The organism is Amphritea atlantica, assembly GCF_024347255.1.
Taxonomy (GTDB): domain Bacteria; phylum Pseudomonadota; class Gammaproteobacteria; order Pseudomonadales; family Balneatricaceae; genus Amphritea; species Amphritea atlantica.
The window spans coordinates 4,490,963-4,517,659 of record NZ_AP025284.1 but is presented as its reverse complement, the minus strand read 5'-3'; the positions used below and the strand labels follow the sequence as shown (position 1 = coordinate 4,517,659).

Genomic DNA, 26,697 nt, shown 5'->3' with positions numbered 1-26,697 from the left:
ACGAGTTTAAGAGCCTCTGGCTCGAATATTTTAGGAATTAAACATGTCCGTATCTAAAGAAGATATCTTGAACGCAATCGCTGAAATGTCTGTAATGGACGTTGTAGCACTGGTTGAAGCAATGGAAGAAAAATTCGGTGTATCTGCTGCTGCTGTTGCAGTTGCTGGTGCAGCTGGCGGCGACGCTGGTGCTGCTGCTGAAGAGCAGACTGAATTCGACGTTGTACTGACTGGCGCTGGCGACAAGAAAGTAAACGTAATCAAAGCTGTTCGTGCAGCAACTGGCCTGGGCTTGAAAGAAGCTAAAGGTATGGTTGACGGCGCTCCTGCTACCGTTAAAGAAGGTGTTAGCAAGGAAGACGCAGAAGCACTTAAAGCTGCTCTGGAAGAAGCTGGCGCAACTGTTGAAGTTAAGTAAGCGGCGCGATGCTTCGTATCAGACTATTTAGTAGCTGATACATCTACGGCTGGTGGCAAAGTGCCACCGGCCTTTTTCCGTTATTAGTAAGAGCAAATAATAACGGTTCACAGGCCGAGAAATTTCCTTCGGTTTGTTTGAATTTTTCAGGTGCAGATGCTGGGGAACTTAGATGGCTTACTCATATACTGAAAAGAAACGCATCCGTAAAGACTTCGGAAAGCTGCCGGAAGCGATGGATGTGCCATATCTGTTGGCAATCCAGTTGGATTCTTATTTGAAATTCCTGCAACAGGGTGCTGATTCTGCAGAGCGTAAAGATATCGGGCTGCATGCGGCTTTCAGTTCCGTATTCCCGATCGTTTCCTATTCCGGAAACGCCGCATTGGAATATGTAGGTTACCGTCTGGGCGAGCCGGTTTTTGACGTTAAAGAATGCCAGATGCGTGGTATTACTTATGCTGCCCCGCTGCGCGTTAAAGTACGCCTGGTAATCTATGATCGCGATTCTTCAAATAAAGCGATTAAAGATATTAAAGAACAAGAAGTATACATGGGCGAAATGCCGCTGATGACCGACAACGGTACTTTCGTTGTCAACGGTACTGAGCGGGTTATTGTCTCTCAGCTGCACCGTTCGCCGGGTGTATTCTTCGACCATGACAAGGGTAAAACGCACTCCTCCGGGAAGCTGCTGTATTCTGCCCGTGTTATTCCTTACCGTGGTTCATGGCTGGACTTCGAGTTTGATCCTAAAGATAGCCTGTTTGTACGTATCGACCGCCGTCGTAAGCTGCCAGCAACTATTCTGCTGCGCGCGCTTGGCTATACCACTGAAGAGATCCTCGATACCTTCTTTGACAACACCGAGTGGACCCTCAGTGCAGATGAAATTCTGATGACACTGGTTCCGTCCCGTCTGCGTGGTGAAACGGCTACTTTTGATATTAAAGATTCCAGCGGCAGCGTGCTGGTTGAATCCGGCCGCCGGATTACACCTCGCCATATCCGTCAGCTGGAGAAAGAGAATATCACTCAGCTGGAGGTGCCGGTTGAGTACCTGCTGGGCAAAGTATTAGCGAAAGATATTATTGATCCGACCACCGGTGAGCTGCTGTGCGAAGGCAACAGCGAGATCACTGAAGAGTTACTGGAGCAGATTCGCAGCCGTAATGTTACTGCTTTTGAAACCCTGTATACCAATGAACTTGATTGCGGTCCGTTTGTATCTGATACCCTGCGTATCGATACCACCCGTAACCAGCTGGAAGCACTGGTAGAGATCTACCGCATGATGCGCCCTGGTGAGCCGCCAACCAAGGAATCAGCAGAAAACCTGTTTGAGAACCTGTTCTTTACCGAAGAGCGCTACGACCTGTCTGCGGTTGGCCGGATGAAGTTCAACCGCCGCCTGGGCCGCGAAGAAGAGACCGGTTCTGGCGTGCTGGATAAAGAAGATATCCTGTCGGTCATGAAAACGCTGATCGATATCCGTAACGGTAAAGGCGTTGTGGATGATATCGATCACCTGGGTAACCGTCGTATCCGTTCCGTTGGCGAGATGGCCGAAAACCAGTTCCGCGTGGGTCTGGTGCGGGTAGAGCGTGCCGTTCGTGAACGTCTGAGTATGGCAGAGTCGGATAACCTGATGCCTCAGGATCTGATCAATGCCAAGCCGGTTGCTGCCGCGGTGAAAGAGTTCTTCGGTTCGTCTCAGCTGTCTCAGTTTATGGACCAGAACAACCCGCTGTCAGAAGTGACTCACAAGCGTCGTGTTTCTGCGTTAGGACCTGGCGGTCTGACCCGTGAGCGTGCAGGCTTTGAGGTACGTGACGTACACGCAACTCACTACGGTCGCGTATGTCCTATCGAGACACCTGAAGGACCAAACATCGGTCTGATCAACTCGCTGGCGACCTATGCCCGCACCAACGACTATGGTTTCCTTGAGACGCCGTATCGTAAGGTAGTGGATTGTAAGGTGACCGATGAAGTTGAATACCTGTCAGCCATTGAGGAAGGTCGTCATGTCATCGCCCAGGCATCTGCTGCCATGGACGAGAACCGGACACTGACTGATGAACTGGTTGCAGTACGTCACGAAAATGAATTTACCGTTATGCCGCCGGAAAAAGTAACCTACATGGATGTATCTCCACGTCAGGTTGTATCGGTGGCAGCGGCACTGATCCCGTTCCTGGAACACGATGACGCGAACCGCGCATTGATGGGATCAAACATGCAGCGTCAGGCTGTACCAACCCTGCGGGCTGATAAGCCGCTGGTCGGTACCGGCATGGAACGTTATGTTGCCCGCGATTCCGGTGTGTGTGTGGTTGCCGATCGCGGTGGTGTGATTGAGTCAGTTGATGCGGCGCGTATTGTCGTCCGTGTTAACGACGAAGAGACGGTTGCCGGTGAAGCGGGTGTGGATATCTACAACCTCACTAAGTACACCCGTTCTAACCAGAACACCTGCATCAACCAGCGTGCGATTGTGCGTCAGGGTGAACAGGTTCAGCGTGGCGATATCATGGCTGACGGCCCGTCCGTTGACCTGGGTGAGCTGGCGCTGGGGCAGAACATGCGTATCGCATTCATGCCCTGGAACGGTTACAACTTCGAGGATTCCATCCTTATCTCTGAAAGGGTCGTTCAGGAAGATCGTTTCACGACGATCCATATTCAGGAACTGACCTGTGTGGCACGTGATACCAAGCTGGGTTCTGAAGAGATCACGTCAGATATTCCAAACGTGGGTGAATCTGCACTGGCTAAGCTGGATGAAGCCGGTATTGTCCATATCGGTGCTGAAGTAGGCCCGGGTGATATTCTGGTGGGTAAGGTGACACCTAAGGGTGAAACTCAGCTGACACCGGAAGAGAAGCTGCTGCGTGCGATCTTCGGTGAGAAGGCGTCCGATGTTAAGGACACCTCACTGCGTGTTAAGACCGGTACTATCGGTAAGGTTATCGATGTTCAGGTGTTTACCCGTGACGGTGTGCAGAAGGATGAGCGTGCAATCTCTATCGAGCAGTCCGAGCTGAACCGCATCCGTAAGGATTTGAACGAAGAGTTGCGTATCGTTGAGCAGGCGACCTTTGAGCGTCTTGGACGTGCTCTGTGTGGTCTGAAAGCTGAAGGCGGTGCGAACTTCAAGAAGGGTGAAGAGATCACCGCTGAGGCCCTGGCTGAGCTGAAGAAATCAGACTGGTTCAAGATCCGCGTTGCTGATGATGCGACTCAGGAGATGCTGGAGAAAGCTCAGGAGCAGCTGGAAGAGCGCCGCGTTGAGCTGGATGCCAAGTTTGAAGATAAGAAAGACAAGCTGCAGACCGGTGATGACCTGGCCCCTGGCGTACTGAAAATTGTTAAGGTTTATGTGGCCACTAAACGTCGCGTACAGCCGGGTGACAAGATGGCAGGACGTCACGGTAACAAGGGTGTTATCTCCGTTATCATGCCGGTTGAAGATATGCCATACGATGAGAACGGCGAGCCGGTCGATATCGTACTGAACCCTCTGGGTGTACCGTCACGGATGAACGTAGGTCAGGTACTTGAGACGCACATGGGTATGGCCGCTAAAGGTCTGGGCGTGAAGATCAATAAGATGCTTCAGGCTGAACGTGATCGTCTTGAAACAATCAAAGAGCTGCGTGAGTTCCTTGACCGTATCTATAACAGCGAACTGGGTGGTTACAAGTCTGGTCGTCATGAAGATATCGACTCTCTGAGTGATGACGAAGTGCTGGAACTGGCGAAGAACCTGAAAGGTGGTGTACCTCTGGCAACTGCAGTATTTGATGGTGCTAAAGAGGCGGAAGTGAAGGAGCTGCTGCGGATGGCAGACCTGAGCGACACCGGCCAGTTCACTCTGTTCGATGGTCGCACCGGTGATGAGTTCAGCCGTCCGGTAACCGTGGGTTACATGTACATGCTGAAGTTGAACCACCTGGTTGACGATAAGATGCACGCACGTTCTACCGGTTCCTACAGCCTGGTTACTCAGCAGCCGCTGGGTGGTAAGGCGCAGTTCGGTGGTCAGCGCTTCGGTGAGATGGAGGTCTGGGCACTGGAAGCATACGGTGCTGCCTACACCCTGCAGGAGATGCTGACGGTTAAATCCGATGACGTGAACGGCCGTACCAAGATGTATAAGAACATCGTGGATGGTGATCACCGCATGGAGCCGGGTATGCCAGAATCGTTCAACGTGCTGGTGAAAGAGATCCGCTCGCTCGGTATCGATATCGAGCTGGAAAACGAGTAACCCTTTAACAGATAGTTTACTGCGCAGCTGATTAACCGCTGCGCGGTCAACTCCCCCGAGGAGCTGAATGAAATGAAAGATTTACTTAATCTGTTGAAATCCCAGGGACAGAACGACGAGTTCGACTCGATCCGTATCGGTCTGGCATCGCCTGAGATGATCCGTTCCTGGTCTTTTGGTGAAGTTAAAAAGCCAGAAACCATCAACTACCGCACCTTTAAGCCAGAGCGTGATGGTCTGTTCTGTGCCAAGATCTTCGGTCCTGTTAAGGATTACGAGTGTCTGTGTGGTAAGTACAAGCGACTGAAGCATCGTGGTGTTATCTGTGAGAAGTGTGGCGTTGAAGTTGCACTGGCTAAGGTTCGTCGTGAGCGTATGGGTCACATCGAACTGGCCTCTCCCGTTGCTCACATCTGGTTCCTGAAGTCACTGCCATCCCGTATCGGTCTGATGCTGGATATGACCCTGCGTGATATCGAGCGGGTGCTGTACTTCGAATCATTTGTTGTTATCGATCCGGGTATGACGACGCTTGAGCGTGGTCAGCTGCTGAACGATGAGCAGTACTTTGAAGCGCTGGAAGAGTTTGGTGACGACTTTGATGCCCGTATGGGTGCTGAAGCGGTTCAGGAGCTGCTGAAATCGATCGATCTTGCTGAAGAGATCGAAGTGATGCGTGAAGAGCTGCCGGCGACTAACTCTGAAACCAAGATTAAGAAGCTGTCCAAGCGTCTGAAACTGCTGGAAGGTTTCCACACCTCTGGTAATAAACCCGAGTGGATGATTCTTCAGGTTCTGCCGGTTCTGCCACCCGATCTGCGTCCGTTGGTTCCCCTGGATGGCGGTCGTTTCGCAACCTCAGATCTGAACGATCTGTATCGTCGCGTTATCAACCGTAACAACCGTCTGAAGCGTCTGCTGGATCTGAGTGCTCCGGATATCATCGTACGTAACGAAAAACGTATGTTGCAGGAATCTGTTGATGCGCTGCTGGATAACGGTCGTCGTGGTCGTGCTATCACCGGTTCTAACAAGCGTCCTCTGAAATCCCTGGCTGACATGATCAAGGGTAAACAGGGTCGTTTCCGTCAGAACCTGCTGGGTAAGCGTGTTGACTACTCCGGTCGTTCGGTCATCGTGGTGGGTCCATACCTGCGTCTGCATCAGTGTGGTCTGCCTAAGAAGATGGCGCTGGAACTGTTCAAGCCATTTATCTTCTCTAAGCTGGAGCTGCGTGGTCACGCGACCACCATTAAAACCGCTAAGAAAATGGTTGAGCGCGAAGAGTCACTGGTTTGGGATATCCTGGATGAAGTTATCCGCGAACACCCGATCATGCTTAACCGTGCACCAACCCTGCACCGTCTGGGTATCCAGGCATTTGAGCCGGTACTGATCGAAGGTAAAGCGATTCAGCTGCACCCGCTGGTATGTGCGGCCTACAACGCCGACTTTGACGGTGACCAGATGGCGGTACACGTACCGCTGACAATTGAAGCGCAGCTGGAAGCCCGTGCGCTGATGATGTCAACCAACAACGTACTGTCTCCAGCCAACGGTGAGCCAATCATCGTACCGTCTCAGGACGTGGTACTGGGTCTGTACTGGATGACCCGTGACCGTATCAATGCCCTCGGTGAGGGTATGGTCTTCTCTGATATTAAAGAAGTTCAGCGTGCTTACGGTGCTAAGCAGGTTGACCTGCAGGCCAAGGTAAAAGTTCGTATCAGCGAGACTATCCGCGATATCGAAGGCAACGAAGAGCACCGTACGACCATTCAGGACACCACTGTCGGTCGTGCCATGCTGTTCAATATCGTGCCAAAAGGGCTGCCGTTTGAGCTGGTCAACCAGGCGATGACGAAAAAGGCGATCTCCCGCCTGATCAACACCGCGTACCGTATCGTTGGTCTGAAAGATACCGTTATCTTTGCTGACCAGGTGATGTACATGGGCTTCCGTCAGGCAACCGTATCCGGTTCTTCTATCGGTGTTAACGACTTCGTTATCCCGGATGAGAAGGTCGATATCATCACCTCAGCTGATGCTGAAGTGAAAGAGATCGAGATGCAGTACGCCGACGGTCTGGTTACCCAGGGTGAGAAATACAACAAGGTTATCGATATCTGGTCCCGTGCCAACGAGATTCTGGCCAAGAAGATGATGGATAACCTGAAGAAGGAAGAGGTGATTAACCGTCACGGTGAGCTTGAAGCTCAGGACTCTTTCAACTCTGTATATATGATGGCCGACTCCGGTGCCCGGGGTAGTGCGGCGCAGATTCGTCAGCTGGCGGGTATGCGTGGTCTGATGGCGAAGCCGGATGGCTCTATCATCGAAACGCCCATCACGGCTAACTTCCGTGAAGGTCTGAACGTACTGCAGTACTTCATCTCAACCCACGGTGCTCGTAAAGGTCTGGCGGATACCGCACTGAAGACTGCAAACTCTGGTTACCTGACCCGTCGTCTGGTTGATGTGGCACAGGATCTGGTTATCACTGAAGATGATTGTGGTACTGAAGAAGGTCTGATCATGCAGCCGCTGATTGAAGGTGGCGATGTGGTTGTCGGTCTGGGGTATCGTGTTCTGGGTCGTGTTGTGGCTCAGGATGTGATGGATCCAACCGGGAAAGAGGTGCTGATCGAAGCGGGCACCCTGATGGACGAGGCCTGGGTTAAGCGTCTGGACGATGAAGAACGTTACTCATCAATTGATGAGATCATTGTTCGCAGTGCGATTACCTGTGAAACCACCTTCGGTCTCTGCTCTAAGTGTTATGGCCGTGATCTGGGTCGTGGTCATCGGGTTAACCCGGGTGAAGCGGTCGGTGTTATCGCAGCACAGTCAATCGGTGAGCCTGGAACACAGCTGACCATGCGTACCTTCCACATCGGTGGTGCGGCATCGCGGGCAGCCGCGGTTGACAGCATTCAGGTTAAGAACTCCGGTGAGATCCGGATGCACAATCTGAAGTCTGTAGAAAAAGCCGACGGTTCACTGGTGGCAACTTCCCGCTCCGGTGAGCTGGGTGTAACCGACGAACACGGTCGTGAGCGTGAGCGCTATAAGCTGCCGTACGGTTCTGTGATCAAGGTTAAGGATGGTTCCCGTGTTGAAGCCGGCTCCATCGTCGCCAACTGGGACCCGCATACTCACCCAATCATCTCCGAGGTGGCGGGTAAGCTTGAGTTTGTCGGTATTGATGACGGTATTACTGTTAAGCAGCAAACCGATGAGCTGACCGGTCTGTCGACTATTGAAATTCTCGATCCGGCACTGCGTCCGGCGGCGGGTAAAGATATTCGTCCGATGATCCGTCTGGTCGATGCCGCTACTGGTGATGATCTGTTCCACCCGGGAACTGACTCTCCGGCGCAGTATCTGTTGCCAGCGAAAGCGATTCTTAACCTGAGCAACGGTGCTGAGGTGGGCATTGGTGACGTACTGGCGCGTATCCCGCAGGAAGGTTCTGTGAACAAGGATATCACCGGTGGTCTGCCACGGGTTGCTGACCTGTTTGAAGCGCGTAAGCCAAAAGAGTCCTCTATCCTGGCTGAGATCTCCGGTACCATCACGTTTGGTAAGGAGACTAAGGGTAAGAAGCGTCTGGTTATCAGCCCGCAGAATGCTGATCCAATGGAGATCATGATTCCTAAGTGGCGTAACCTGAACGTCTTTGAAGGTGAAACGGTGCAGAAGGGTGAAATTATCTCCGACGGACCGTCTAACCCGCATGATATTCTGCGGATCAAGGGTGTCGCCGAGCTGGCGAAATACATCACCTCTGAGATTCAGGACGTTTACCGTCTGCAGGGTGTAGGGATCAACGATAAGCATATCGAAGTAATCGTACGTCAGATGCTGCGTAAGGTGGATATCACCGCCAGCGGAGACAGCTCGTTCATTAACGGTGAGCAGGTTGAATTCCATCAGGTGGTTGAAGAGAACAAACGCCTGGAAGCGGAAGGTAAGATGCCGGCTAAGTATGATCGTGTACTGCTGGGTATTACCAAAGCCTCTCTGGCAACCGAGTCCTTCATCTCTGCGGCGTCCTTCCAGGAGACAACCCGTGTACTGACCGAGGGTGCGGTGTGTGGTAAGAAAGACTTCCTGCGCGGTCTCAAAGAGAACGTTGTCGTGGGTCGTCTGATTCCGGCCGGTACTGGTCTGGCATACCACAAGGCCCGTAAGCGTCAGGCGGTTAAGGCTGATGATAGCATGTCTGTCAGTGCAGAAGATGTTCAACTGGCGCTGACTGCAGCCCTGAACCAGGCATCAATGCCTGATTCAGAATAATGAACCTGGGCAGGCTCTGATACTCATTGGAGCGTGTCCGTAAGGTGCATATACAGATAGTACCTGATGGTGATTGAAAGAAAGATCCAAAAAGTACTATCTATTATCTGGTCGAATATTGACCTGATGGGCCGGGATTGAGTACAATCTCGGCCCTTTCGTGACAGGAGTGAAAAAAATCCTGTTTTTTAGTGCTTAAATAAAAGCGTGGAGTTTGCTTAATGGCAACTATTAACCAGCTGGTACGACAGCCGCGCAAGCGCAAAGTGGTAAAGAGTGATGTACCTGCATTGCAGGCATGTCCTCAGCGCCGTGGCGTTTGTACCCGCGTCTATACAACAACCCCTAAGAAACCGAACTCAGCACTGCGTAAAGTGTGCCGTGTTCGTCTGACAAACGGATATGAGGTTACTTCCTACATCGGTGGTGAAGGTCACAACCTGCAGGAGCACTCTGTTGTTCTGATCCGTGGTGGTCGTGTAAAAGACTTGCCGGGTGTTCGTTACCACACAGTACGTGGCGCACTGGATACCAGTGGCGTTAACGACCGTAAACAGGGTCGTTCTAAGTACGGTACCAAGCGTCCTAAGTCTTAAGCGTTTCCGGGACGGCGACAGAAGTCCGGCACAGCTGTTTAAACAGCCCGCTATACAACTAGAGCTAGACCGCAAGCAATAAGAGTAAGGTCAGGTATCAATTCCTGAAATAACCTGAAGACCTGTAGATAAAGGGGCTTATCATGCCAAGAAGAAGAGTTGCGGCAAAACGTGAAATCCTGCCGGATCCTAAATTCGGTAACATTACACTGGCAAAATTTACTAACCACCTGATGATCAGTGGTAAGAAATCTGTTGCTGAGAAGATTGTTTACGGTGCGCTGGACACAGTTGGTCAGCGGACTGGTGAAGATCCAATCGAAGCATTCAACAAAGCACTGGAAGCGATCCAGCCAATGGTAGAGGTTAAATCTCGCCGTGTGGGTGGTGCTACCTATCAGGTGCCTGTAGAAGTTCGTCCTTCCCGTCGTATGGCTCTGGCTATGCGTTGGTTGGTGGATGCTTCCCGTAAGCGTGGTGAAAAATCCATGGCGCTGCGTCTGGCCGGTGAAATCGGTGATGCAGTTGAAGGTCGTGGTGCAGCTGTGAAGAAACGTGAAGACGTTCATCGCATGGCTGAAGCGAACAAAGCATTCGCTCACTACCGCTTCTAAGCTTTTAATAAAGCTTTTGATGTAAGTTCCGAGGATTGAGTTTTGGCTCGTAAAACGCCTATAAACCGGTACCGTAATATCGGTATCTGTGCCCATGTCGATGCGGGTAAAACCACGACCACTGAGCGCGTTCTGTTCTACACCGGGATGTCCCATAAAATCGGTGAAGTACACGACGGCGCAGCGACCATGGACTGGATGGAGCAGGAACAGGAGCGTGGTATCACTATCACCTCCGCTGCGACCACCTGTTTCTGGAGTGGTATGAGTCAGCAGTTTGATCAGCACCGGATCAACATTATCGACACCCCCGGACACGTAGACTTCACCATTGAGGTTGAACGTTCGCTGCGGGTGCTTGATGGTGCGGTTGTTGTGCTGTGTGCCTCTTCCGGGGTGCAGCCTCAGACTGAGACTGTCTGGCGTCAGGCCAATAAGTATGAAGTGCCGCGCATGGTGTTCGTCAATAAGATGGACCGTGCAGGCGCTGACTTCTTTATGGTGGTGCGGCAGTTAAAAGAGCGTTTGGGCGCTAATGCTGTACCGGTCAACTTCCCGATCGGTGCAGAAGATGAGTTTAAAGGTGTTGTCGATCTGATCCGTATGAAAGCCATCATGTGGAATGATGCTGATCAGGGGATGACATACGAGCTTTACGATATTCCTGCTGAGCTGCAAGAACAGGCTGATACGCTGCGTGAGCAGTTGGTAGAAGCAGCAGCAGAGGCATCCGAAGAGCTGATGGATAAATACCTTGAAGAGGGTGATCTATCCAACGAAGAGATCAAGGCGGGTCTGCGTCGTCGCACCCTGGATAACGACCTTGTTCTAATGCAGGCAGGTTCTGCATTCAAGAATAAGGGGGTTCAGGCCGTGCTGGACGCTGTGATCGAGTATATGCCATCGCCGGTTGAAGTTAAGGCGATTGAGGGTACCCTCGATGATGATGAAACCCTTGATACCCGTGAGGCGGATGACTCTGCTCCATTTGCGGCGCTGGCCTTTAAAATTGCCACCGACCCGTTTGTCGGCACCCTGACATTTATCCGGGTGTACTCCGGCGTACTGGCTTCCGGCGACAGTGTGGTTAACACTGTTAAAGGTAAGAAAGAGCGCGTTGGGCGGATGGTGCAGATGCACGCAAATAACCGTGAAGAGATCAAAGAGGTTCGCGCAGGCGATATCGCGGCTCTGATCGGTATGAAAGATGTAACTACCGGAGATACCCTGTGTAATCCTGATCATAAGATCATTCTGGAGCGCATGGAGTTTCCTGAGCCGGTAATTTCTGTAGCGGTTGAGCCTAAATCACAGGCTGACCAGGAAAAAATGGGTATCGCGCTGGGCAAGCTTGCTCAGGAAGATCCCTCTTTCCGGGTAGCAACCGATCCGGAAACCGGTCAGACCATTATCTCTGGTATGGGCGAATTGCACCTGGATATTCTGGTGGATCGTATGAAGCGTGAATTCAGCGTGGAAGCGAACATCGGTAAGCCGCAGGTAGCCTATCGCGAGAAAATCCGTCAGTCTGTTGATGCAAACCATAAGTTTATTCGTCAGTCTGGTGGTCGTGGTCAGTATGGCCATGTAGTCATTGAGTTTAGTCCATCTGACAAGGAAGGGCTGGAGTTCATCAATGAGATCGTAGGTGGTGCTATTCCTAAGGAGTACATCCCGGCGATCGAAAAAGGTATCGAGGAGCAGATGAAGAACGGCGTAATTGCCGGCTATCCGCTGATCGGCCTGAAGGCCCGTCTCTATGATGGATCCTTCCATGAAGTTGACTCTAACGAGATGGCGTTTAAAATTGCTGCCTCCCAGGCGCTTAAGAAGTTTGCACAGGACGCAAGTCCTTGTCTGCTTGAGCCGATGATGCAGGTAGAGGTTGTAACGCCCGAAGATTACATGGGTGACGTGATGGGTGACCTGAACCGTCGTCGTGGTCTGGTTCAGGGTATGGATGATTGCAGTTCCGGTAAGATAATCAATGCACAGGTTCCACTGGGCGAGATGTTTGGTTATGCTACCGACCTGCGTTCGGCTACTCAGGGTCGTGCAACATACTCAATGGAATTCTTTGATTATGCTGAAGCGCCAAATAATGTCGCTGAAGCTATAATCAATGCAAGATAATTTGCCCAATATATTAATGAGGAATTAATCGTGGCTAAAGAACAATTTGAACGTAATAAACCGCACGTTAACGTTGGTACAATCGGCCACGTTGACCACGGTAAAACTACTCTGACAGCTGCACTGACCCGTGTATGTGCTGAAGTTTTCGGTGGTAAGGCTGTCGCTTTTGACGGTATCGATAATGCACCGGAAGAGCGTGAGCGTGGTATCACTATCGCAACCTCTCACGTTGAGTATGATTCAACTATCCGTCACTACGCGCACGTAGACTGCCCCGGACACGCTGACTATGTTAAAAACATGATCACCGGTGCGGCACAGATGGACGGTGCGATTCTGGTATGTGGTGCGACTGATGGCCCTATGCCACAGACTCGTGAACACATCCTGCTGTCTCGTCAGGTGGGTGTACCTTACATCGTTGTATTCCTGAACAAAGCTGACCTGCTGGCTGAAGATTGTGGCGGTGTTGACTCTGAAGAATACGCTGAGATGCTGGAGCTGGTTGAAATGGAGCTGCGTGAGCTGCTGGATACTTACGAGTTCCCAGGTGATGACACTCCAATCATCGCTGGTTCTGCCCTGATGGCACTGAACGGTGAAGATGACAACGAGCTGGGTACAACTGCTGTAAGAAAACTGGTTGAAGCGCTGGATACTTACATTCCAGAACCAGAGCGTGCAATCGATCAGCCATTCCTGATGCCTATCGAGGACGTATTCTCAATCTCTGGTCGTGGTACTGTAGTAACCGGTCGTGTAGAGCGTGGTATCGTTAAGACTGGTGAAGAGATCCAGATCGTTGGTATCCGTGACACTCAGACTACTACCTGTACTGGTGTAGAGATGTTCCGTAAGCTGCTTGACGAAGGTCGTGCAGGTGAGAACATTGGTGCGCTGCTGCGTGGTACTAAGCGTGACGACGTTGAGCGTGGTCAGGTACTGGCTAAGCCAGGTACTATCACTCCTCACACTCGTTTCGAAGGTGAAGTATACGTACTGTCTAAAGATGAAGGTGGTCGTCACACACCATTCTTCAAAGGCTACCGTCCACAGTTCTACTTCCGTACAACTGATATCACCGGTGCTTGTGAACTTCCAGAAGGCGTAGAAATGGTTATGCCAGGCGATAACGTTAAAATGGACGTTACCCTGATTAACCCAATCGCGATGGAAGAAGGTCTGCGTTTTGCGATCCGTGAAGGCGGTCGTACTGTCGGTGCAGGCGTTGTATCTAAAATCATCGAGTAATCTTCGCTGATTTGAAAAAAGGCTCCCTCGGGAGCCTTTTTTTGTTTCTGTTGTTTGTCTTTTTGATATGGCTGGAATCTGGTGTATTTCTGGCTTCTGTGCGGCCATATCAAAAGTCGCATTGTAAATCCTGGCGCAAAGGGACTTTGCTTGGATTTGCTCGCTCGCATTTGCGTCCGCAAATGGTGGGATGGATAAGCACTTCGTAGTTTCTTGTTTGTTCGTGTTTGATGTATTTCAAGCATGTGTGCGGCCATATCAAAAGTCGCATTGTTAAGTCAGGCGCAAAGGCGTTTTTTTTAGCTGATATGGCTTAAGGTTTCGGCTTCTTTGCTCGTGATGGTGCGGCCATATCCGCTGTCGCATCGTAAATCCTCGCGCAATGGAACATTGCTTGGATTTACTCGCTCGCATTTGCGTTCGCAAATGGTTGAGCGGATGATCGCTTTGTTGTTCTGTTTCGTATATTTCAATTCTCAGTGCAGCTATATCCGATATCACATTGTTAAGTCAGACGCAAAGGAGCTTTGCTGGACTTAACTTGCTCGCATTTGCGTCCGCAAGTGATCTGGAAATTAAAGTTTTGTGCCTCTCTTCTTCTTGAATGCTGGCCCTTTAATTTGCTTTTTCTTTATCAGGCTTACCTGGTGAGTCGCTGCTGAGAAATCGGGCTGTATAATTCGTAACCGATACACGCTTGACTTGGGGGTATGAGGTAAGTAGAATGCGCTACCCCGTTAAATGGGGTTAGGTGGCGAAAGCCTTTTTTTAATTCTAGGAATTGTGGTCAAATGCAAAACCAGAAAATCAGAATCCGTCTGAAGGCTTTTGATCATCGCCTGATTGACTCTTCCGCTCAGGAGATCGTTGAGACTGCTAAGCGGACAGGTGCTCAGGTGCATGGTCCGATCCCGCTTCCTACTCGCAAAGAGCGTTTTACCGTTCTGATCTCACCACACGTGAACAAAGATGCACGTGATCAGTATGAGATCCGTACTCACAAACGCGTTCTGGACATCGTTGAACCAACAGAAAAAACTGTTGATGCTCTGATGAAGCTGGATCTTGCTGCGGGTGTTGAAGTGCAAATTAGCCTCGGCTAATTAGACGATTGCGCAGATGAGTAAGTCTGCGTGTGGAATGCCTTTTAGGCAGCCATAGCGGGTTTTAGCCCCGTACACAACTGGCAATGTGAGGTTTATAAGATGTCTGTATCTTTAATCGGACGTAAAGCAGGTATGACTCGTGTCTTCACAGAAGACGGCGTGTCAGTGCCAGTCACTGTCATCGAGGTGGAACCGAACCGCGTAACACAGGTTAAGACCGAAGAGACTGATGGTTATTCTGCTGTGCAGGTAACTGTAGGTACTCGTCGTGCTAGCCGCGTTACAAAAGCTGCTGCTGGTCACTTTGCGAAAGCAGAGACCGAAGCAGGACGTGGTTTGTGGGAGTTCCGTCTGTCAGGTGACGAAGAAGTAAATGTTGGTGATCAACTGACTGTTGAACGCTTTGAAGCGGGTCAGAAAATTGATGTAACCGGTCAATCCAAAGGTAAAGGTTTTCAGGGCGGTATTAAGCGCTGGAACTTCTCCATGCAGGATGCGACGCACGGTAACTCTCTTTCTCATCGTGCTCCTGGTTCTATTGGTCAGTGTCAAACTCCTGGTCGCGTGTGGAAAGGCAAGAAGATGGCCGGACACATGGGTGCTGAACGTGTAACCGTTCAATCCCTGGAAATTGTTCGCATCGATGCCGAGCGCAATCTGCTGTTAGTAAAAGGTGCTGTACCTGGTGCTACCGGCGGCGACGTAATCGTTAAATCAGCTGTTAAAGCTGGTGCCTGAGGGGGTTTGAAATGAATCTGAATCTTGCAGGAGCTGGAGGAAGCGTAGAAGTTTCCGATCTGGCGTTTGGTAAAGAATTCAATGAATCACTGGTTCATCAGGTTGTTACGGCATACCTGGCCGGTGGTCGTCAAGGCACCAAGGCTCAGAAAAACCGCGCCGCTGTAAGCGGTGGTGGTGCTAAGCCATGGCGTCAAAAAGGTACTGGCCGTGCACGTGCCGGTACTATTCGTAGTCCTCTGTGGCGTACTGGTGGCGTAACTTTCGCTGCTCAGCCGCGTGACCACGCTCAAAAAGTTAACAAGAAAATGTATCGCGCTGCGATGCGTTGCATCTTGTCTGAGCTGGTTCGTCAGGAGCGTCTGGTTGTTGTTGAAAACTTCCAGGTTGACGCGCCTAAGACCAAGCAGTTTGTTGCCAAGCTGAACGAGCTTGAGCTGACTAATGCACTGCTGATCACAGAAGACGTAGAGCAGAATCTGTATCTGGCCGCACGCAACGTACCGCACGTTGACGTTCGCGATGCAGCTGGCATCGATCCTGTCAGCCTGGTTGGTTTTGAGAAGGTTGTTGTGACTGTTGCTGCTCTCAAGAAAATTGAGGAGGCGTTAGCATGAATCCAGGACGCATCTATCAAGTACTGCTAGGGCCGCATATCTCTGAGAAAGCAACGATTGTTGCTGAAGGTTCTCAGCAGGTTGTATTCCGTGTAGCAACTGATGCAACCAAGCCTGAAATCAAAAAGGCTGTTGAACAGTTGTTCGACGTAAAAGTAACTGGCGTGAACATCGTTAACGTTAAGGGCAAAACCAAGCGCACACAGCGCGGTATGGGTAAGCGCTCTGACGTTCGCAAGGCATATGTATGCCTGGCTGATGGACACGACATCGACTTCATCGATGGCGAATAAGAGGGGTTACAAGAATGGCTATTGTTAAATCTAAACCGACCTCCGCTGGACGCCGTCACGTAGTCCGGGTTACTACTCCGGATCTGCATAAGGGCAAGCCACATGCTGCTCTGGTCGAGAAGAAAAGTAAAACCGGTGGTCGTAACACCTACGGTCGCATTACGACTCGTCACATCGGTGGCGGTCATAAGCAACATTACCGTGTTATCGATTTCCGTCGCAACAAGCTGGATATCCCTGCTGTTGTAGAGCGTCTGGAATATGATCCAAACCGCTCTGCGCATATCGCTCTGCTGAAATATGCAGACGGTGAGCGTCGCTACATCATCGCCCCTAAAGGCGTGAAAGCTGGTGATTCTCTGATATCTGGTCAGAATGCTGATATTAAACCAGGTAACTGCCTGCCACTGCGTAACATCCCGGTTGGTAGCGTGATTCACTGTATCGAGATGAAGCCAGGTAAAGGTGCACAGATTGCACGTTCTGCTGGTACATCTGCACAGCTGATTGCTCGTGAAGGCGCTCACGCGACTCTGCGTCTGCGTTCAGGTGAGATGCGTAAAGTGCTGGTTGACTGCTGCGCGACACTGGGTGAGGTCGGTAACTCCGAGCACTCTCTGCGTCGTCTGGGTAAAGCTGGTGCAACGCGCTGGCGTGGTGTTCGTCCTACCGTTCGTGGTGTGGCGATGAACCCGGTAGATCACCCGCATGGTGGTGGTGAAGGTCGTACATCTGGTGGTCGTCATCCTGTGACACCATGGGGTGTTCCGACTAAAGGTAAGAAAACTCGTTCGAACAAGCGTACCGATAAGATGATCGTACGCCGTCGTCAAGCGAAATAATCAGAGGATACAGCTGTGCCACGTTCACTGAAGAAAGGTCCTTTTATCGACCTTCACCTGTTGAAAAAGGTAGAAGCTGCAATTGAGGCCAATGATCGTCGTCCGATCAAAACATGGTCTCGCCGTTCTACAGTTTTTCCAAACTTCGTAGGACTGACGATTGCAGTTCATAATGGCCGTCAGCACGTACCGGTGTTTGTCACCGAGGATATGGTTGGTCATAAATTAGGCGAGTTTGCTGCTACCCGTACGTATAAGGGTCATGCTGCAGACAAGAAAGCTAAACGCTAATCGGGAGTTAAGAAAATGGAAGTAGCCGCTAAGCATAAAGGCGCCCATATCTCCGCTCAGAAAGCGCGTTTGGTTGCCGATCAAATCCGCGGAAAGGCGGTGGGTGAAGCCCTGAATATTCTGGCTTTCAGCCCGCAAAAAGGTGCGGTGCTTGTTAAGAAGGTACTTGAGTCTGCTATTGCTAACGCTGAGCATAACGAAGGTGCTGATATTGATGAGCTGCGTGTTTCACAGATCTTCGTTGACGAAGGTATGACTATGAAACGCATTAGACCGCGTGCGAAGGGTCGCGCTGATCGTATTTTGAAGCGCACCTCCCACATCACCGTCAAGGTAGCTGACTGCTAGGAGATACCACATGGGTCAGAAGGTACATCCAACAGGTATTCGTCTTGGGATTGTTAAAGATCACACTTCCGTGTGGTACGCAGACAAGAATGAATACGCTAATAAGCTGTTGAACGACCTTCAGGTACGTGAGTATCTGGAAGGCGAATTAAAAGCAGCATCTGTAAGTCGCATCGAAATCGAGCGTCCTGCACAGAATGCTAAAATCACCATTTTCACTGCCCGTCCAGGCATTGTTATTGGTAAAAAAGGTGAAGATGTAGAAAAACTGCGTAACGCTTGCTCCAAAATGATGGGCGTTCCGGTTCACATCAACATCGAAGAGATCCGTAAACCAGATCTGGATGCCAAACTGGTTGCACAAAGCGTAGCGAGCCAGCTGGAACGTCGTGTTATGTTCCGCCGTGCTATGAAGCGTTCTGTACAGAACGCGATGCGCCAGGGTGCTGAGGGTATCAAGATTCAGGTCGGTGGTCGTTTGGGTGGTGCAGAGATTGCACGTTCCGAATGGTACCGCGAAGGTCGTGTGCCACTGCACACCCTGCGTGCTGATATCGATTACGGTACTTATGAGGCGCACACTACTTACGGTGTGCTTGGTATTAAAGTCTGGATCTTCAAAGGTGAGATTCTGGGTGGCATTGAAGAAGTGCGTGCTCAGAAAAATGCTCAGCCTAAGAAGAAAGGTTCAAAGTAGGGGTAATTATCAATGCTGCAACCTAAGAGACTTAAATTCCGCAAGGTTATGAAAGGCCGCAACCGCGGTCTGTCAGAGCGCGGTAGTGCAGTAAGCTTCGGCGAAATTGCGCTTAAAGCGACAGAGCGTGGTCGTATCACCGCTCGTCAGATCGAGGCTGCTCGTCGTACTATGACTCGTCACGTAAAACGTGGTGGTAAAATCTGGATTCGCGTGTTCCCGGACAAGCCGATCACAGGTAAGCCACTCGAAGTGCGGATGGGTAAAGGTAAGGGTAGTGTTGAATACTGGGTATGCCAGATCAAACCAGGTAAAGTGCTGTTCGAAATGAGCGGTGTGCCTGATGAGCTGGCAACTGAGGCATTCAATCTGGCTGCGGCGAAACTGCCGCTGGCTACCACCATTGTTAAACGGACGGTGATGTGATGAAAGCAACTGAACTGCGTGAACAATCCGCCGAAGAACTCCAGCAGACTCTGCTGGGTCTTTTGAAGGATCAGTTCAATCTGCGTATGCAGAAGGCAACTGGTCAGCTGGCTCAGAATCATATGCTGGGTCAGGTGCGTCGCGATATCGCGCGCGTTAAGACCGTACTGAATCAGAAAGCAGGTAACTAATAATGGCTGCAGAAAAACGTACACGTACTGTGACCGGTAAAGTTATCAGCAATAAAGCTGACAAAACTATTACCGTTCTGGTTGAGCGTAAAGAGAAGCACCCAATTTATGGGAAATTCGTAACTCGCTCCACTAAGCTGCATGCGCATGACGAACAGAATGAATGTCAGATGGGAGATACAGTGACTGTTGCTGAATCCCGTCCGCTTTCAAAAAGTAAGTCTTGGACGCTAGTTAAGATTGAAGAACAGGCAGTAAAGGTGTAATATAACGCACCTTTGCTTCTGGCAGGCTATTTTTGAGCCCGAAAGAGCAAAGAAAATAGTCTGAATTTTGGAGTAGAGACCCATGATTCAAACAGAATCTATGCTTGATGTTGCTGATAACAGTGGCGCCAAGCGAGTACAGTGTATCAAGGTCCTGGGTGGCTCACACCGTCGTTATGCCGGTGTAGGTGACATCATCAAAGTTACCGTTAAGGAAGCAATTCCACGCGGTAAGGTGAAAAAAGGTCAGGTCCTTAATGCTGTTGTGGTACGTACCCGTAAAGGTGTTCGGCGCCCGGACGGTTCAATTATCCGCTTTGATACAAACTCAGCGGTTCTATTGAACGCCAACTCCGCCCCTATCGGTACTCGTATCTTTGGCCCAGTAACTCGTGAACTTCGTACTGAGAAGTTTATGAAAATCATTTCCCTGGCGCCTGAAGTGCTATAAAAAATCCCGACCGTCGCAAGTCAGGATTTATGCAAAAACGCTAAGCTCGAAAGGGCTTGGCGTTTTTAAGCATGAGAGGGTAGTAGGAAAGGATGGAAATTAATGCGTAAAATCATTCGTAACGACGAAGTAATCGTTATTGCAGGCAGAGACAAAGGCAAGCGCGGCAAAGTGTTGCGTGTTCTTGCTAATGATCGCCTGATCGTGTCTGGCATCAACATGGTTAAAAAACACACCAAGCCTAACCCAATGCTGGGTAAAGCTGGCGGTATCGTAGAGAAAGAAGCAGCGATTGCAGTATCTAACATCGCTATCTTCAACTCTGCTACCGGTAAAGGTGACCGTGTTGGTTTCAAAGTTCTGGAAGATGGCAACAAAGTCCGGATCTTCAAATCCAACGGCGAACTTATCGCTAAGTAATAGGAGTTGATGCCATGTCTAGATTAAAAGCACTCTATAACGAGTCCGTTAAGCAGCAGTTGAAAGACGATCTGAGCTGCCCTAACGTGATGGCTGTTCCACGCCTGACCAAAATCACCCTGAATATGGGTGTTGGTGAAGCGCTGGGTGATAAAAAGCAGCTGGATAATGCCGTCGCAGAGATGCAGGCAATTGCAGGTCAAAAGCCTGTTGTAACCCTGGCCCGCAAGTCTATTGCTGGCTTTAAGGTTCGTGAAGGTTGGCCAATTGGTTGCAAGGTAACCCTGCGCGGTGAGCGTATGTGGGAATTCCTGGACCGTCTGGTTGATATCTCGATCCCACGTATTCGTGACTTCCGTGGCCTGAACCCGAAATCTTTTGATGGTCGTGGTAACTACAGCATGGGTGTGAAAGAGCAGATCATCTTCCCTGAAATCGAATACGATAAGGTAGATAAGCTGCGTGGTATGGATATTACCATCACCACCACTGCTCGCACTAACGACGAAGGTCGTGCCCTGCTGGCAGCCCTCAACTTCCCATTCAAAAAGTAAGGGTAGAGTAATGGCTAAGGTATGTATGAAAGCGCGCGAAGCTAAACGCGCAAAAATGGTTGCTAAGTATGCTGAAAAGCGTGCTGCTCTTAAGGCAATCGTTAAGAACCCTGCTTCTTCTGAAGATGAAGTTTGGGAAGCTCAGGTAGCGCTTCAGAAGCTGCCGCGTGACGCTAACCCGGTTCGCCAGGTGCGTCGTTGTCAGGTTACTGGTCGTCCACACGCCGTTTACCGCAAGTTCGGTCTGAGCCGAATCAAACTGCGTGAAGCTGCAATGCGTGGTGATGTACCGGGCCTGAAAAAAGCAAGTTGGTAAGCACAGTGGTCTGGGCAGGGTGATTCCCATCCTGCTACCGCATTGCGCTGCACATAGGAAAATAAACCATGAGTATGCAAGACACTCTTGCGGATATGCTAACCCGTATTCGTAATGGTCATATGGCTGAGAAATCAGCTGTAACTATGCCTGCTTCTAAACTGAAAGCATCTGTTGCTGCAGTTCTGAAAGAGGAAGGTTACATTGCTGACTTCGCTGTTGAAGGCGAGGGCAAGCCAGTGATGACTGTTGAACTGAAATACTTTGAAGGCAAGCCGGTTATTGAGTCAATCCAGCGAGTTAGCCGTCCAAGTTTGCGAGTATATAAAGGCGCGTCTGATCTGCCTAAAGTTGCTGGCGGTCTGGGCGTAGCTATCGTTTCCACCTCTAAAGGTGTGATGACTGACCGTGCTGCACGTGCTGCCGGTATCGGCGGCGAAGTCATCTGCACGGTATTCTAGGAGCTGGAAATATGTCTCGAGTTGCTAAAAGTCCCGTTGTCCTACCGGCAGGTGTTGAAGCTAAGGTTGATGGTCAGCAGATCAATGTAAAGGGCGGTAACGGTGCCCTGGGTCTGACTGTTCACCCGTCTGTAGAAGTAACCACTGAAGAGAACACACTGAAGTTCGCAGCACGTGATGGCAGCAAGTCTGCTAATGCGCTGGCTGGTACTACCCGTTCTCTGGTTAATAACATGGTTGTTGGTGTAAGCACCGGTTTCACTAAGAAACTGCTGCTTCAGGGTGTTGGTTATCGTGCTGCCGTTAACGGCAAGACACTGAGCCTGACTCTGGGTTTTTCACACCCAATCGATTACCAACTGCCTGAAGGCGTTACCGCAGCAATGGAAGGCCAGACTACTATCGTGCTCAATGCAGCCGATAAACAAGCTCTGGGCCAGGCCGCTGCAGAAGTTCGTGCTTTCCGTCCACCAGAGCCTTACAAAGGCAAGGGTGTCCGTTACGCTGACGAATTTGTTCGCCGTAAAGAAGCTAAGAAGAAGTAAGGTAGGGTCATGAACGAAAAGAAAACATCTCGTATTCGCCGTGCCCGCCGTGCCCGTTACAAAATGCGTGAACTGGGCGCAGTACGTCTGTGTGTAACCCGTACACCACGTCACATCTATGCGCAGGTTATCTCCGCTGATGGTGGTCAGGTTCTGGCTGCAGCTTCGACTGTAGAGAAAGACCTGCGTAGTGAAACTACCGGTAACACTGATGCCGCTACTAAAGTAGGCACACTGATCGCTCAGCGCGCAAAAGACGCTGGCGTGACTAAGGTTGCTTTCGACCGTTCTGGTTTTAAATACCATGGACGTGTTAAAGCGTTGGCAGATGCAGCCCGTGAAGGCGGCCTGGAATTCTAAGGGGTTTGACAATGGCAAATCACGAACAGAAAGACGGTGACCTGCAAGAGAAACTTGTACAGGTAAACCGTGTTGCCAAAGTAGTTAAGGGTGGTCGTATCTTCGGTTTCACCGCTTTGACTGTTGTTGGCGACGGTAATGGCCGCGTAGGCTTCGGTCGCGGTAAGGCGCGTGAAGTGCCTGCGGCGATTCAAAAAGCGATGGAGCAAGCGCGTCGTAACATGATCACAGTTGAGCTGAACGGCACAACTCTGCAGTACCCTATTAAAGCCCGTCACGGTGCTTCTAAAGTGTACATGCAGCCAGCTTCTGAAGGTACCGGTGTAATCGCCGGTGGTGCAATGCGTGCCGTACTGGAAATCGCTGGTGTTCACAACGTACTGGCTAAGTGCTACGGCTCTACCAACCCAGTCAACGTTGTTCGCGCAACTATCAACGGTCTTGCTAGCATGACATCTCCTGAAGATGTTGCTGCTAAGCGTGGTAAGTCCGTAGAAGACATTCTGGGGTAATCAACGATGGCATCTACTCTCAAGGTAACACTTGTACGCAGCACCATCGGTATCCTGCCTAAGCACAAATTGTGCGTCCAGGGTCTGGGTCTGCGCCGTATCGGTCACTCCGTTGTTGTGGAAGACACTCCTTCCGTACGCGGTATGATCAACAAAGTTAACTACATGGTTCGTGTAGAAGGCGAATAAGGAGTCCGTTATGCGTCTTAATACACTGAGTCCTGCCGAAGGTTCTAAGCATGCTCCTAAGCGTGTAGGCCGCGGTATTGGTTCCGGCCTGGGTAAAACCGGTGGTCGTGGCCATAAGGGTCAGAAATCCCGCTCCGGCGGTTCTGTGAAACCAGGTTTCGAAGGTGGTCAAATGCCACTGCAGCGTCGTCTGCCTAAGTTCGGTTTTACCTCTCGTCAGGCTGCTTTCGTTGCAGAAATTCGCCTGAACGAGCTGGCTAAGATCGATGCTGAAGTGATCGACCTGGATGCACTGAAAAAAGCGGATATCATCAAAGACAGCATCAAGCGTGCGCGCGTGATCCTGTCCGGTGAAATCACCAAGGCAGTTACCGTTAAAGGTCTTAAAGTGACCAAAGGCGCTCTGGCTGCAATTGAAGCTGCAGGCGGAAAAGTCGAGGAATAAATGGCTAAGAAAGGACCAGTACCAGCAGGAAATCAGAACGGCTTAGGCGAGCTTAAATCCCGTCTGCTGTTTGTTCTGATTGCGATCGTTGTATACCGTATCGGTGCACATATTCCGGTACCTGGTATCAATCCTGATCGTCTGGCAGCACTTTTTGACCAGAACCAGGGCACCATTCTGAGCATGTTTAACATGTTCTCCGGTGGTGCTCTGGAGCGGATGAGTATTCTTGCGCTGGGTATCATGCCGTACATCTCTGCATCAATTATTATGCAGCTGATGACGGTGGTGAGCCCATCACTTGAGCAACTCAAGAAAGAGGGTGAGGCTGGTCGTCGGAAGATCAATCAGTATACTCGTTACGGCACCGTAATTCTGGCGACTGTTCAGTCGTTCGGTATGGCGGTTGGCCTGGCGAATCAGGGTGTAGCGTTCACTGCAGATGTCAATTTCTACTTCGTAGCGGTTGTCACTCTGGTGTCCGGTGCCGTATTCCTGATGTGGCTGGGTGAGCAGGTAACTGAGCGGGGTATCGGTAACGGTATTTCGATACTGATCTTCTCTGGTATTGTGGCCGGTTTGCCTCGCGCTATCGGTCAGTCCTTTGAATCAGCACGTCAGGGTGATCTGAATATCCTGGCGTTGCTGGCCATCGCTGTGCTGGCGGTTGCCACTGTTGGTTTTGTAGTGTTTATGGAACGCGGCCAGCGCCGTATCACCATTAACTATGCGAAACGTCAGCAGGGGCGTCGTATGTACGCTGCACAGACCAGTCATCTGCCGTTAAAGGTCAACATGGCTGGTGTTATTCCGCCGATCTTCGCTTCAAGCATTTTGCTGTTCCCTGCTTCACTTGGTCAGTGGTTTGGCCAGACTGATGGCATGGAGCTGCTACAGGATGTCGCACTTGCGCTGGGCCCGGGTCAGCCGCTGTACATCCTGCTGTTTTCGGTATGTATCATCTTCTTCTGTTACTTCTACACTGCGATTGTTTTCAATCCAAAAGATGTGGCTGATAACCTGAAGAAGTCTGGTGCATTCATCCCGGGTATCCGCCCAGGGGAGCAATCTGCTAAGTACATCGATAACGTACTGGGCCGCCTGACACTGTTTGGCGCTCTGTATATCACTGCGGTATCTCTGATGCCTCAGTTCCTGGTTGTAGCCTGGAATGTACCTTTCTACTTCGGTGGTACGTCACTGCTGATCGTGGTTGTTGTTGTGATGGATTTCATGGCACAAGTACAGTCGCACCTGATGTCCCATCAGTATGAATCCCTGATGAAGAAGTCGAATCTTAAAGGAGGCGGTGCTGGCCTGCTGCGCTAGCACTCCTGCTATTTGGAGTTGATCATGAAAGTACGTGCATCTGTTAAGAAAATCTGCCGTAACTGCAAGATCGTACGTCGTAACGGTACTCTGCGGGTTATCTGCAAAGTTGAACCACGACACAAGCAGCGCCAGGGTTAATTAACGCCTGGTCTGGGAGTGGTTGGCGCGAAGCCTTGATTTATTTTTGATCAAAGTGTAGAATCTCGCGCCTTCCATTAATAGAAGAATTTGCAGTACCTGTGAAAAGCACAGGTGCATGCTAATGAGTTGGAGTAAATTGAATGGCCCGTATAGCTGGCGTCAATATTCCTGACAATAAGCATGCGGTAATTTCATTGACTTACATCTTCGGAATTGGCCGCACTACAGCGAAGGACCTCTGCGCTACTTGTGGGATTGCAGAATCCACTAAGATTGCAGATTTGTCAGAAGAACAACTGGACATCGTACGTGGCGAAGTCGCCAAGATGACAGTTGAAGGCGATCTTCGCCGTGAAGTATCCATGAACATCAAGCGCTTGATGGATCTGGGCTGTTATCGTGGTCTGCGGCATCGCCGTAGTCTGCCTCTTCGTGGTCAGCGCACTAAGACTAATGCGCGTACCCGTAAGGGCCCACGTAAGCCAATCCGTAAGTAATGGTAAGCGATAGGAATTTCCAGTATGGCTAAGCCAGGTAATCGCACACGTAAAAAGGTTAAAAAGCAGGTTGTTGACGGATTCGCTCACATCCACGCTTCATTTAACAACACGATCATTACTATTACTGATCGTCAGGGCAATACCCTGAGTTGGGCAACCGCAGGCGGCTCCGGCTTCCGTGGTTCTCGTAAGAGTACACCCTTCGCGGCACAGGTTGCAGCGGAACGTGCAGGTGTAGCTGCTCAAGAGTATGGTCTAAAGAATTTAGACGTTTTTGTTAAGGGCCCAGGCCCAGGCCGTGAATCCGCTGTACGTGCATTGAATGCATGTGGATACAAGGTTAACAACATCACGGACGTAACACCGATTCCTCACAACGGTTGTCGTCCACCGAAGAAACGTCGCGTTTAATCCGGAGACAGTAATAATATGGCTCGTTATTTAGGACCAACATGTAAGCTGTCTCGCCGTGAAGGTACCGACCTTTTCCTGAAGAGCGGTGTTCGTGCTCTGGACAGTAAGTGTAAAGCTGAAAATGTTCCAGGTGTACATGGCGCTCGTCGTGGTCGTTTGTCCGATTACGGTTTACAGCTTCGTGAAAAACAGAAAGTTCGTCGTACCTACGGCGTACTTGAAAAGCAATTCCGCAGCTACTACAAGGAAGCTGCCCGTCGCTCTGGAGCGACTGGTACCAACCTGCTTCAGTTGCTGGAAGGGCGTCTAGACAATGTTGTCTATCGTATGGGATTTGGATCTACCCGTGCTGAAGCACGTCAGGTAGTTTCTCATCGCCAGATTACAGTTAACGGTCAGTCCGTGAACGTTCCCTCTTACCAGGTACAAGCTGGTGATGTGGTTGCCGTTCGTGAAAAGTCTAAGACTCAGCTGCGTATCAAACACGCACTTGAGCTGGCTTCTCAGCGCACCTCTGTTGAATGGGTAGAAGTTGATGCTGCTAAGATGGAAGGTACTTTCAAGTCCCTGCCAGAGCGTAGCGATCTGTCTGCTGATATCAACGAGCAGCTGATTGTCGAACTGTACTCTAAGTAAATATTGACTTCTTAATTGG

General features: G+C 50.5%; 33 protein-coding genes. All 33 read left to right on the top strand.

Going from position 1 to position 26,697, the window contains the following annotated elements:
* Positions 1-43 precede the first annotated feature (43 nt).
* The 33 genes from rplL to rpsD all read left to right on the top strand — a co-directional run bounded on the left by rplL (position 44) and on the right by rpsD (position 26,678).
* Positions 44-418: a 50S ribosomal protein L7/L12 gene (rplL, locus tag OCU43_RS20855; protein ID WP_091362265.1), complete on the top strand. Its 375-nt coding sequence runs from the start codon at positions 44-46 to the stop codon at positions 416-418.
* Positions 419-590: 172 nt separating this feature from the next.
* On the top strand, positions 591-4,691 hold the full coding sequence (rpoB, locus tag OCU43_RS20850) for a DNA-directed RNA polymerase subunit beta (protein ID WP_091362264.1): 4,101 nt from the start codon (positions 591-593) through the stop codon (positions 4,689-4,691).
* A gap of 72 nt (positions 4,692-4,763) precedes the next feature.
* Positions 4,764-8,990: a DNA-directed RNA polymerase subunit beta' gene (gene rpoC / locus OCU43_RS20845; protein ID WP_091362263.1), complete on the top strand. Its 4,227-nt coding sequence runs from the start codon at positions 4,764-4,766 to the stop codon at positions 8,988-8,990.
* A gap of 221 nt (positions 8,991-9,211) precedes the next feature.
* Complete coding sequence (rpsL, locus tag OCU43_RS20840; RefSeq protein WP_091362262.1) at positions 9,212-9,586, top strand: 30S ribosomal protein S12; 375 nt, start codon at positions 9,212-9,214, stop codon at positions 9,584-9,586.
* Between the two features lie 143 nt (positions 9,587-9,729).
* Positions 9,730-10,200 carry a 30S ribosomal protein S7 gene (gene rpsG, locus OCU43_RS20835; protein WP_091362261.1) on the top strand — a complete coding sequence of 157 codons (471 nt, stop codon included), beginning with the start codon at positions 9,730-9,732 and terminating at the stop codon, positions 10,198-10,200.
* Positions 10,201-10,242: 42 nt separating this feature from the next.
* Complete coding sequence (gene fusA, locus OCU43_RS20830; RefSeq protein WP_091362260.1) at positions 10,243-12,333, top strand: elongation factor G; 2,091 nt, start codon at positions 10,243-10,245, stop codon at positions 12,331-12,333.
* 30 nt (positions 12,334-12,363) lie between these two features.
* The gene (gene tuf, locus OCU43_RS20825) at positions 12,364-13,587 is read left to right on the top strand and encodes an elongation factor Tu (protein WP_261832956.1); all 1,224 of its coding nucleotides are present in this window, start codon (positions 12,364-12,366) and stop codon (positions 13,585-13,587) included.
* Positions 13,588-14,378: 791 nt separating this feature from the next.
* On the top strand, positions 14,379-14,690 hold the full coding sequence (gene rpsJ, locus OCU43_RS20820) for a 30S ribosomal protein S10 (RefSeq protein WP_036511965.1): 312 nt from the start codon (positions 14,379-14,381) through the stop codon (positions 14,688-14,690).
* Between the two features lie 102 nt (positions 14,691-14,792).
* On the top strand, positions 14,793-15,431 hold the full coding sequence (rplC, locus tag OCU43_RS20815) for a 50S ribosomal protein L3 (protein ID WP_091361866.1): 639 nt from the start codon (positions 14,793-14,795) through the stop codon (positions 15,429-15,431).
* Between the two features lie 11 nt (positions 15,432-15,442).
* Positions 15,443-16,048 carry a 50S ribosomal protein L4 gene (rplD, locus tag OCU43_RS20810; protein ID WP_091361864.1) on the top strand — a complete coding sequence of 202 codons (606 nt, stop codon included), beginning with the start codon at positions 15,443-15,445 and terminating at the stop codon, positions 16,046-16,048.
* On the top strand, positions 16,045-16,341 hold the full coding sequence (rplW, locus tag OCU43_RS20805; protein ID WP_091361862.1) for a 50S ribosomal protein L23: 297 nt from the start codon (positions 16,045-16,047) through the stop codon (positions 16,339-16,341). The genes rplD and rplW overlap by 4 nt, the downstream gene beginning before the upstream one ends.
* 14 nt (positions 16,342-16,355) lie before the next feature.
* On the top strand, positions 16,356-17,183 hold the full coding sequence (gene rplB, locus OCU43_RS20800; RefSeq protein ID WP_091361860.1) for a 50S ribosomal protein L2: 828 nt from the start codon (positions 16,356-16,358) through the stop codon (positions 17,181-17,183).
* 15 nt (positions 17,184-17,198) lie between these two features.
* Positions 17,199-17,474: a 30S ribosomal protein S19 gene (gene rpsS, locus OCU43_RS20795; protein ID WP_091361858.1), complete on the top strand. Its 276-nt coding sequence runs from the start codon at positions 17,199-17,201 to the stop codon at positions 17,472-17,474.
* A 15-nt stretch (positions 17,475-17,489) separates the two neighbouring features.
* Complete coding sequence (gene rplV / locus OCU43_RS20790) at positions 17,490-17,822, top strand: 50S ribosomal protein L22 (RefSeq protein WP_091361855.1); 333 nt, start codon at positions 17,490-17,492, stop codon at positions 17,820-17,822.
* 10 nt (positions 17,823-17,832) lie between these two features.
* Entirely contained in the window at positions 17,833-18,519 is a 687-nt protein-coding gene (rpsC, locus tag OCU43_RS20785; protein ID WP_091361852.1) for a 30S ribosomal protein S3, read from the top strand.
* A 12-nt stretch (positions 18,520-18,531) separates the two neighbouring features.
* Positions 18,532-18,945 (top strand): 50S ribosomal protein L16, encoded by a 414-nt coding sequence (gene rplP, locus OCU43_RS20780; protein WP_091361850.1) that lies wholly within the window; start codon positions 18,532-18,534, stop codon positions 18,943-18,945.
* Positions 18,945-19,136 (top strand): 50S ribosomal protein L29, encoded by a 192-nt coding sequence (gene rpmC, locus OCU43_RS20775; RefSeq protein WP_091361848.1) that lies wholly within the window; start codon positions 18,945-18,947, stop codon positions 19,134-19,136. The genes rplP and rpmC overlap by 1 nt, the downstream gene beginning before the upstream one ends.
* Positions 19,137-19,138: 2 nt before the next feature.
* Positions 19,139-19,402 carry a 30S ribosomal protein S17 gene (gene rpsQ / locus OCU43_RS20770; protein ID WP_091361846.1) on the top strand — a complete coding sequence of 88 codons (264 nt, stop codon included), beginning with the start codon at positions 19,139-19,141 and terminating at the stop codon, positions 19,400-19,402.
* A gap of 82 nt (positions 19,403-19,484) precedes the next feature.
* Positions 19,485-19,853 (top strand): 50S ribosomal protein L14, encoded by a 369-nt coding sequence (rplN, locus tag OCU43_RS20765; protein WP_091361845.1) that lies wholly within the window; start codon positions 19,485-19,487, stop codon positions 19,851-19,853.
* Positions 19,854-19,955: 102 nt separating this feature from the next.
* On the top strand, positions 19,956-20,273 hold the full coding sequence (gene rplX, locus OCU43_RS20760; protein WP_091361843.1) for a 50S ribosomal protein L24: 318 nt from the start codon (positions 19,956-19,958) through the stop codon (positions 20,271-20,273).
* Positions 20,274-20,287: 14 nt separating this feature from the next.
* On the top strand, positions 20,288-20,827 hold the full coding sequence (gene rplE / locus OCU43_RS20755; protein ID WP_091361841.1) for a 50S ribosomal protein L5: 540 nt from the start codon (positions 20,288-20,290) through the stop codon (positions 20,825-20,827).
* 10 nt (positions 20,828-20,837) lie between these two features.
* Positions 20,838-21,143, top strand: a complete 306-nt coding sequence (gene rpsN, locus OCU43_RS20750) for a 30S ribosomal protein S14 (RefSeq protein ID WP_091361840.1) — start codon at positions 20,838-20,840, stop codon at positions 21,141-21,143.
* Between the two features lie 68 nt (positions 21,144-21,211).
* Positions 21,212-21,604 (top strand): 30S ribosomal protein S8, encoded by a 393-nt coding sequence (gene rpsH / locus OCU43_RS20745; protein ID WP_091361838.1) that lies wholly within the window; start codon positions 21,212-21,214, stop codon positions 21,602-21,604.
* Positions 21,605-21,615: 11 nt separating this feature from the next.
* Positions 21,616-22,149 (top strand): 50S ribosomal protein L6, encoded by a 534-nt coding sequence (gene rplF, locus OCU43_RS20740; RefSeq protein WP_091361837.1) that lies wholly within the window; start codon positions 21,616-21,618, stop codon positions 22,147-22,149.
* A 9-nt stretch (positions 22,150-22,158) separates the two neighbouring features.
* Positions 22,159-22,509 (top strand): 50S ribosomal protein L18, encoded by a 351-nt coding sequence (gene rplR, locus OCU43_RS20735; RefSeq protein ID WP_091361835.1) that lies wholly within the window; start codon positions 22,159-22,161, stop codon positions 22,507-22,509.
* 11 nt (positions 22,510-22,520) lie between these two features.
* Positions 22,521-23,021 (top strand): 30S ribosomal protein S5, encoded by a 501-nt coding sequence (rpsE, locus tag OCU43_RS20730; protein WP_091361834.1) that lies wholly within the window; start codon positions 22,521-22,523, stop codon positions 23,019-23,021.
* A gap of 6 nt (positions 23,022-23,027) precedes the next feature.
* Complete coding sequence (rpmD, locus tag OCU43_RS20725) at positions 23,028-23,210, top strand: 50S ribosomal protein L30 (RefSeq protein ID WP_091361832.1); 183 nt, start codon at positions 23,028-23,030, stop codon at positions 23,208-23,210.
* Between the two features lie 10 nt (positions 23,211-23,220).
* Positions 23,221-23,655, top strand: a complete 435-nt coding sequence (rplO, locus tag OCU43_RS20720; RefSeq protein ID WP_091361831.1) for a 50S ribosomal protein L15 — start codon at positions 23,221-23,223, stop codon at positions 23,653-23,655.
* Positions 23,656-24,984 carry a preprotein translocase subunit SecY gene (gene secY / locus OCU43_RS20715; protein ID WP_091361830.1) on the top strand — a complete coding sequence of 443 codons (1,329 nt, stop codon included), beginning with the start codon at positions 23,656-23,658 and terminating at the stop codon, positions 24,982-24,984.
* 24 nt (positions 24,985-25,008) lie between these two features.
* Positions 25,009-25,125, top strand: coding sequence for a 50S ribosomal protein L36 (gene rpmJ, locus OCU43_RS20710; RefSeq protein WP_083935407.1), 117 nt, complete (start codon positions 25,009-25,011; stop codon positions 25,123-25,125).
* Between the two features lie 143 nt (positions 25,126-25,268).
* Positions 25,269-25,625: a 30S ribosomal protein S13 gene (gene rpsM / locus OCU43_RS20705; protein WP_091361828.1), complete on the top strand. Its 357-nt coding sequence runs from the start codon at positions 25,269-25,271 to the stop codon at positions 25,623-25,625.
* A 24-nt stretch (positions 25,626-25,649) separates the two neighbouring features.
* Positions 25,650-26,039, top strand: a complete 390-nt coding sequence (gene rpsK / locus OCU43_RS20700; RefSeq protein ID WP_019622838.1) for a 30S ribosomal protein S11 — start codon at positions 25,650-25,652, stop codon at positions 26,037-26,039.
* An 18-nt stretch (positions 26,040-26,057) separates the two neighbouring features.
* On the top strand, positions 26,058-26,678 hold the full coding sequence (rpsD, locus tag OCU43_RS20695) for a 30S ribosomal protein S4 (RefSeq protein WP_091361827.1): 621 nt from the start codon (positions 26,058-26,060) through the stop codon (positions 26,676-26,678).
* The last annotated feature ends 19 nt before the right edge of the window (positions 26,679-26,697 follow it).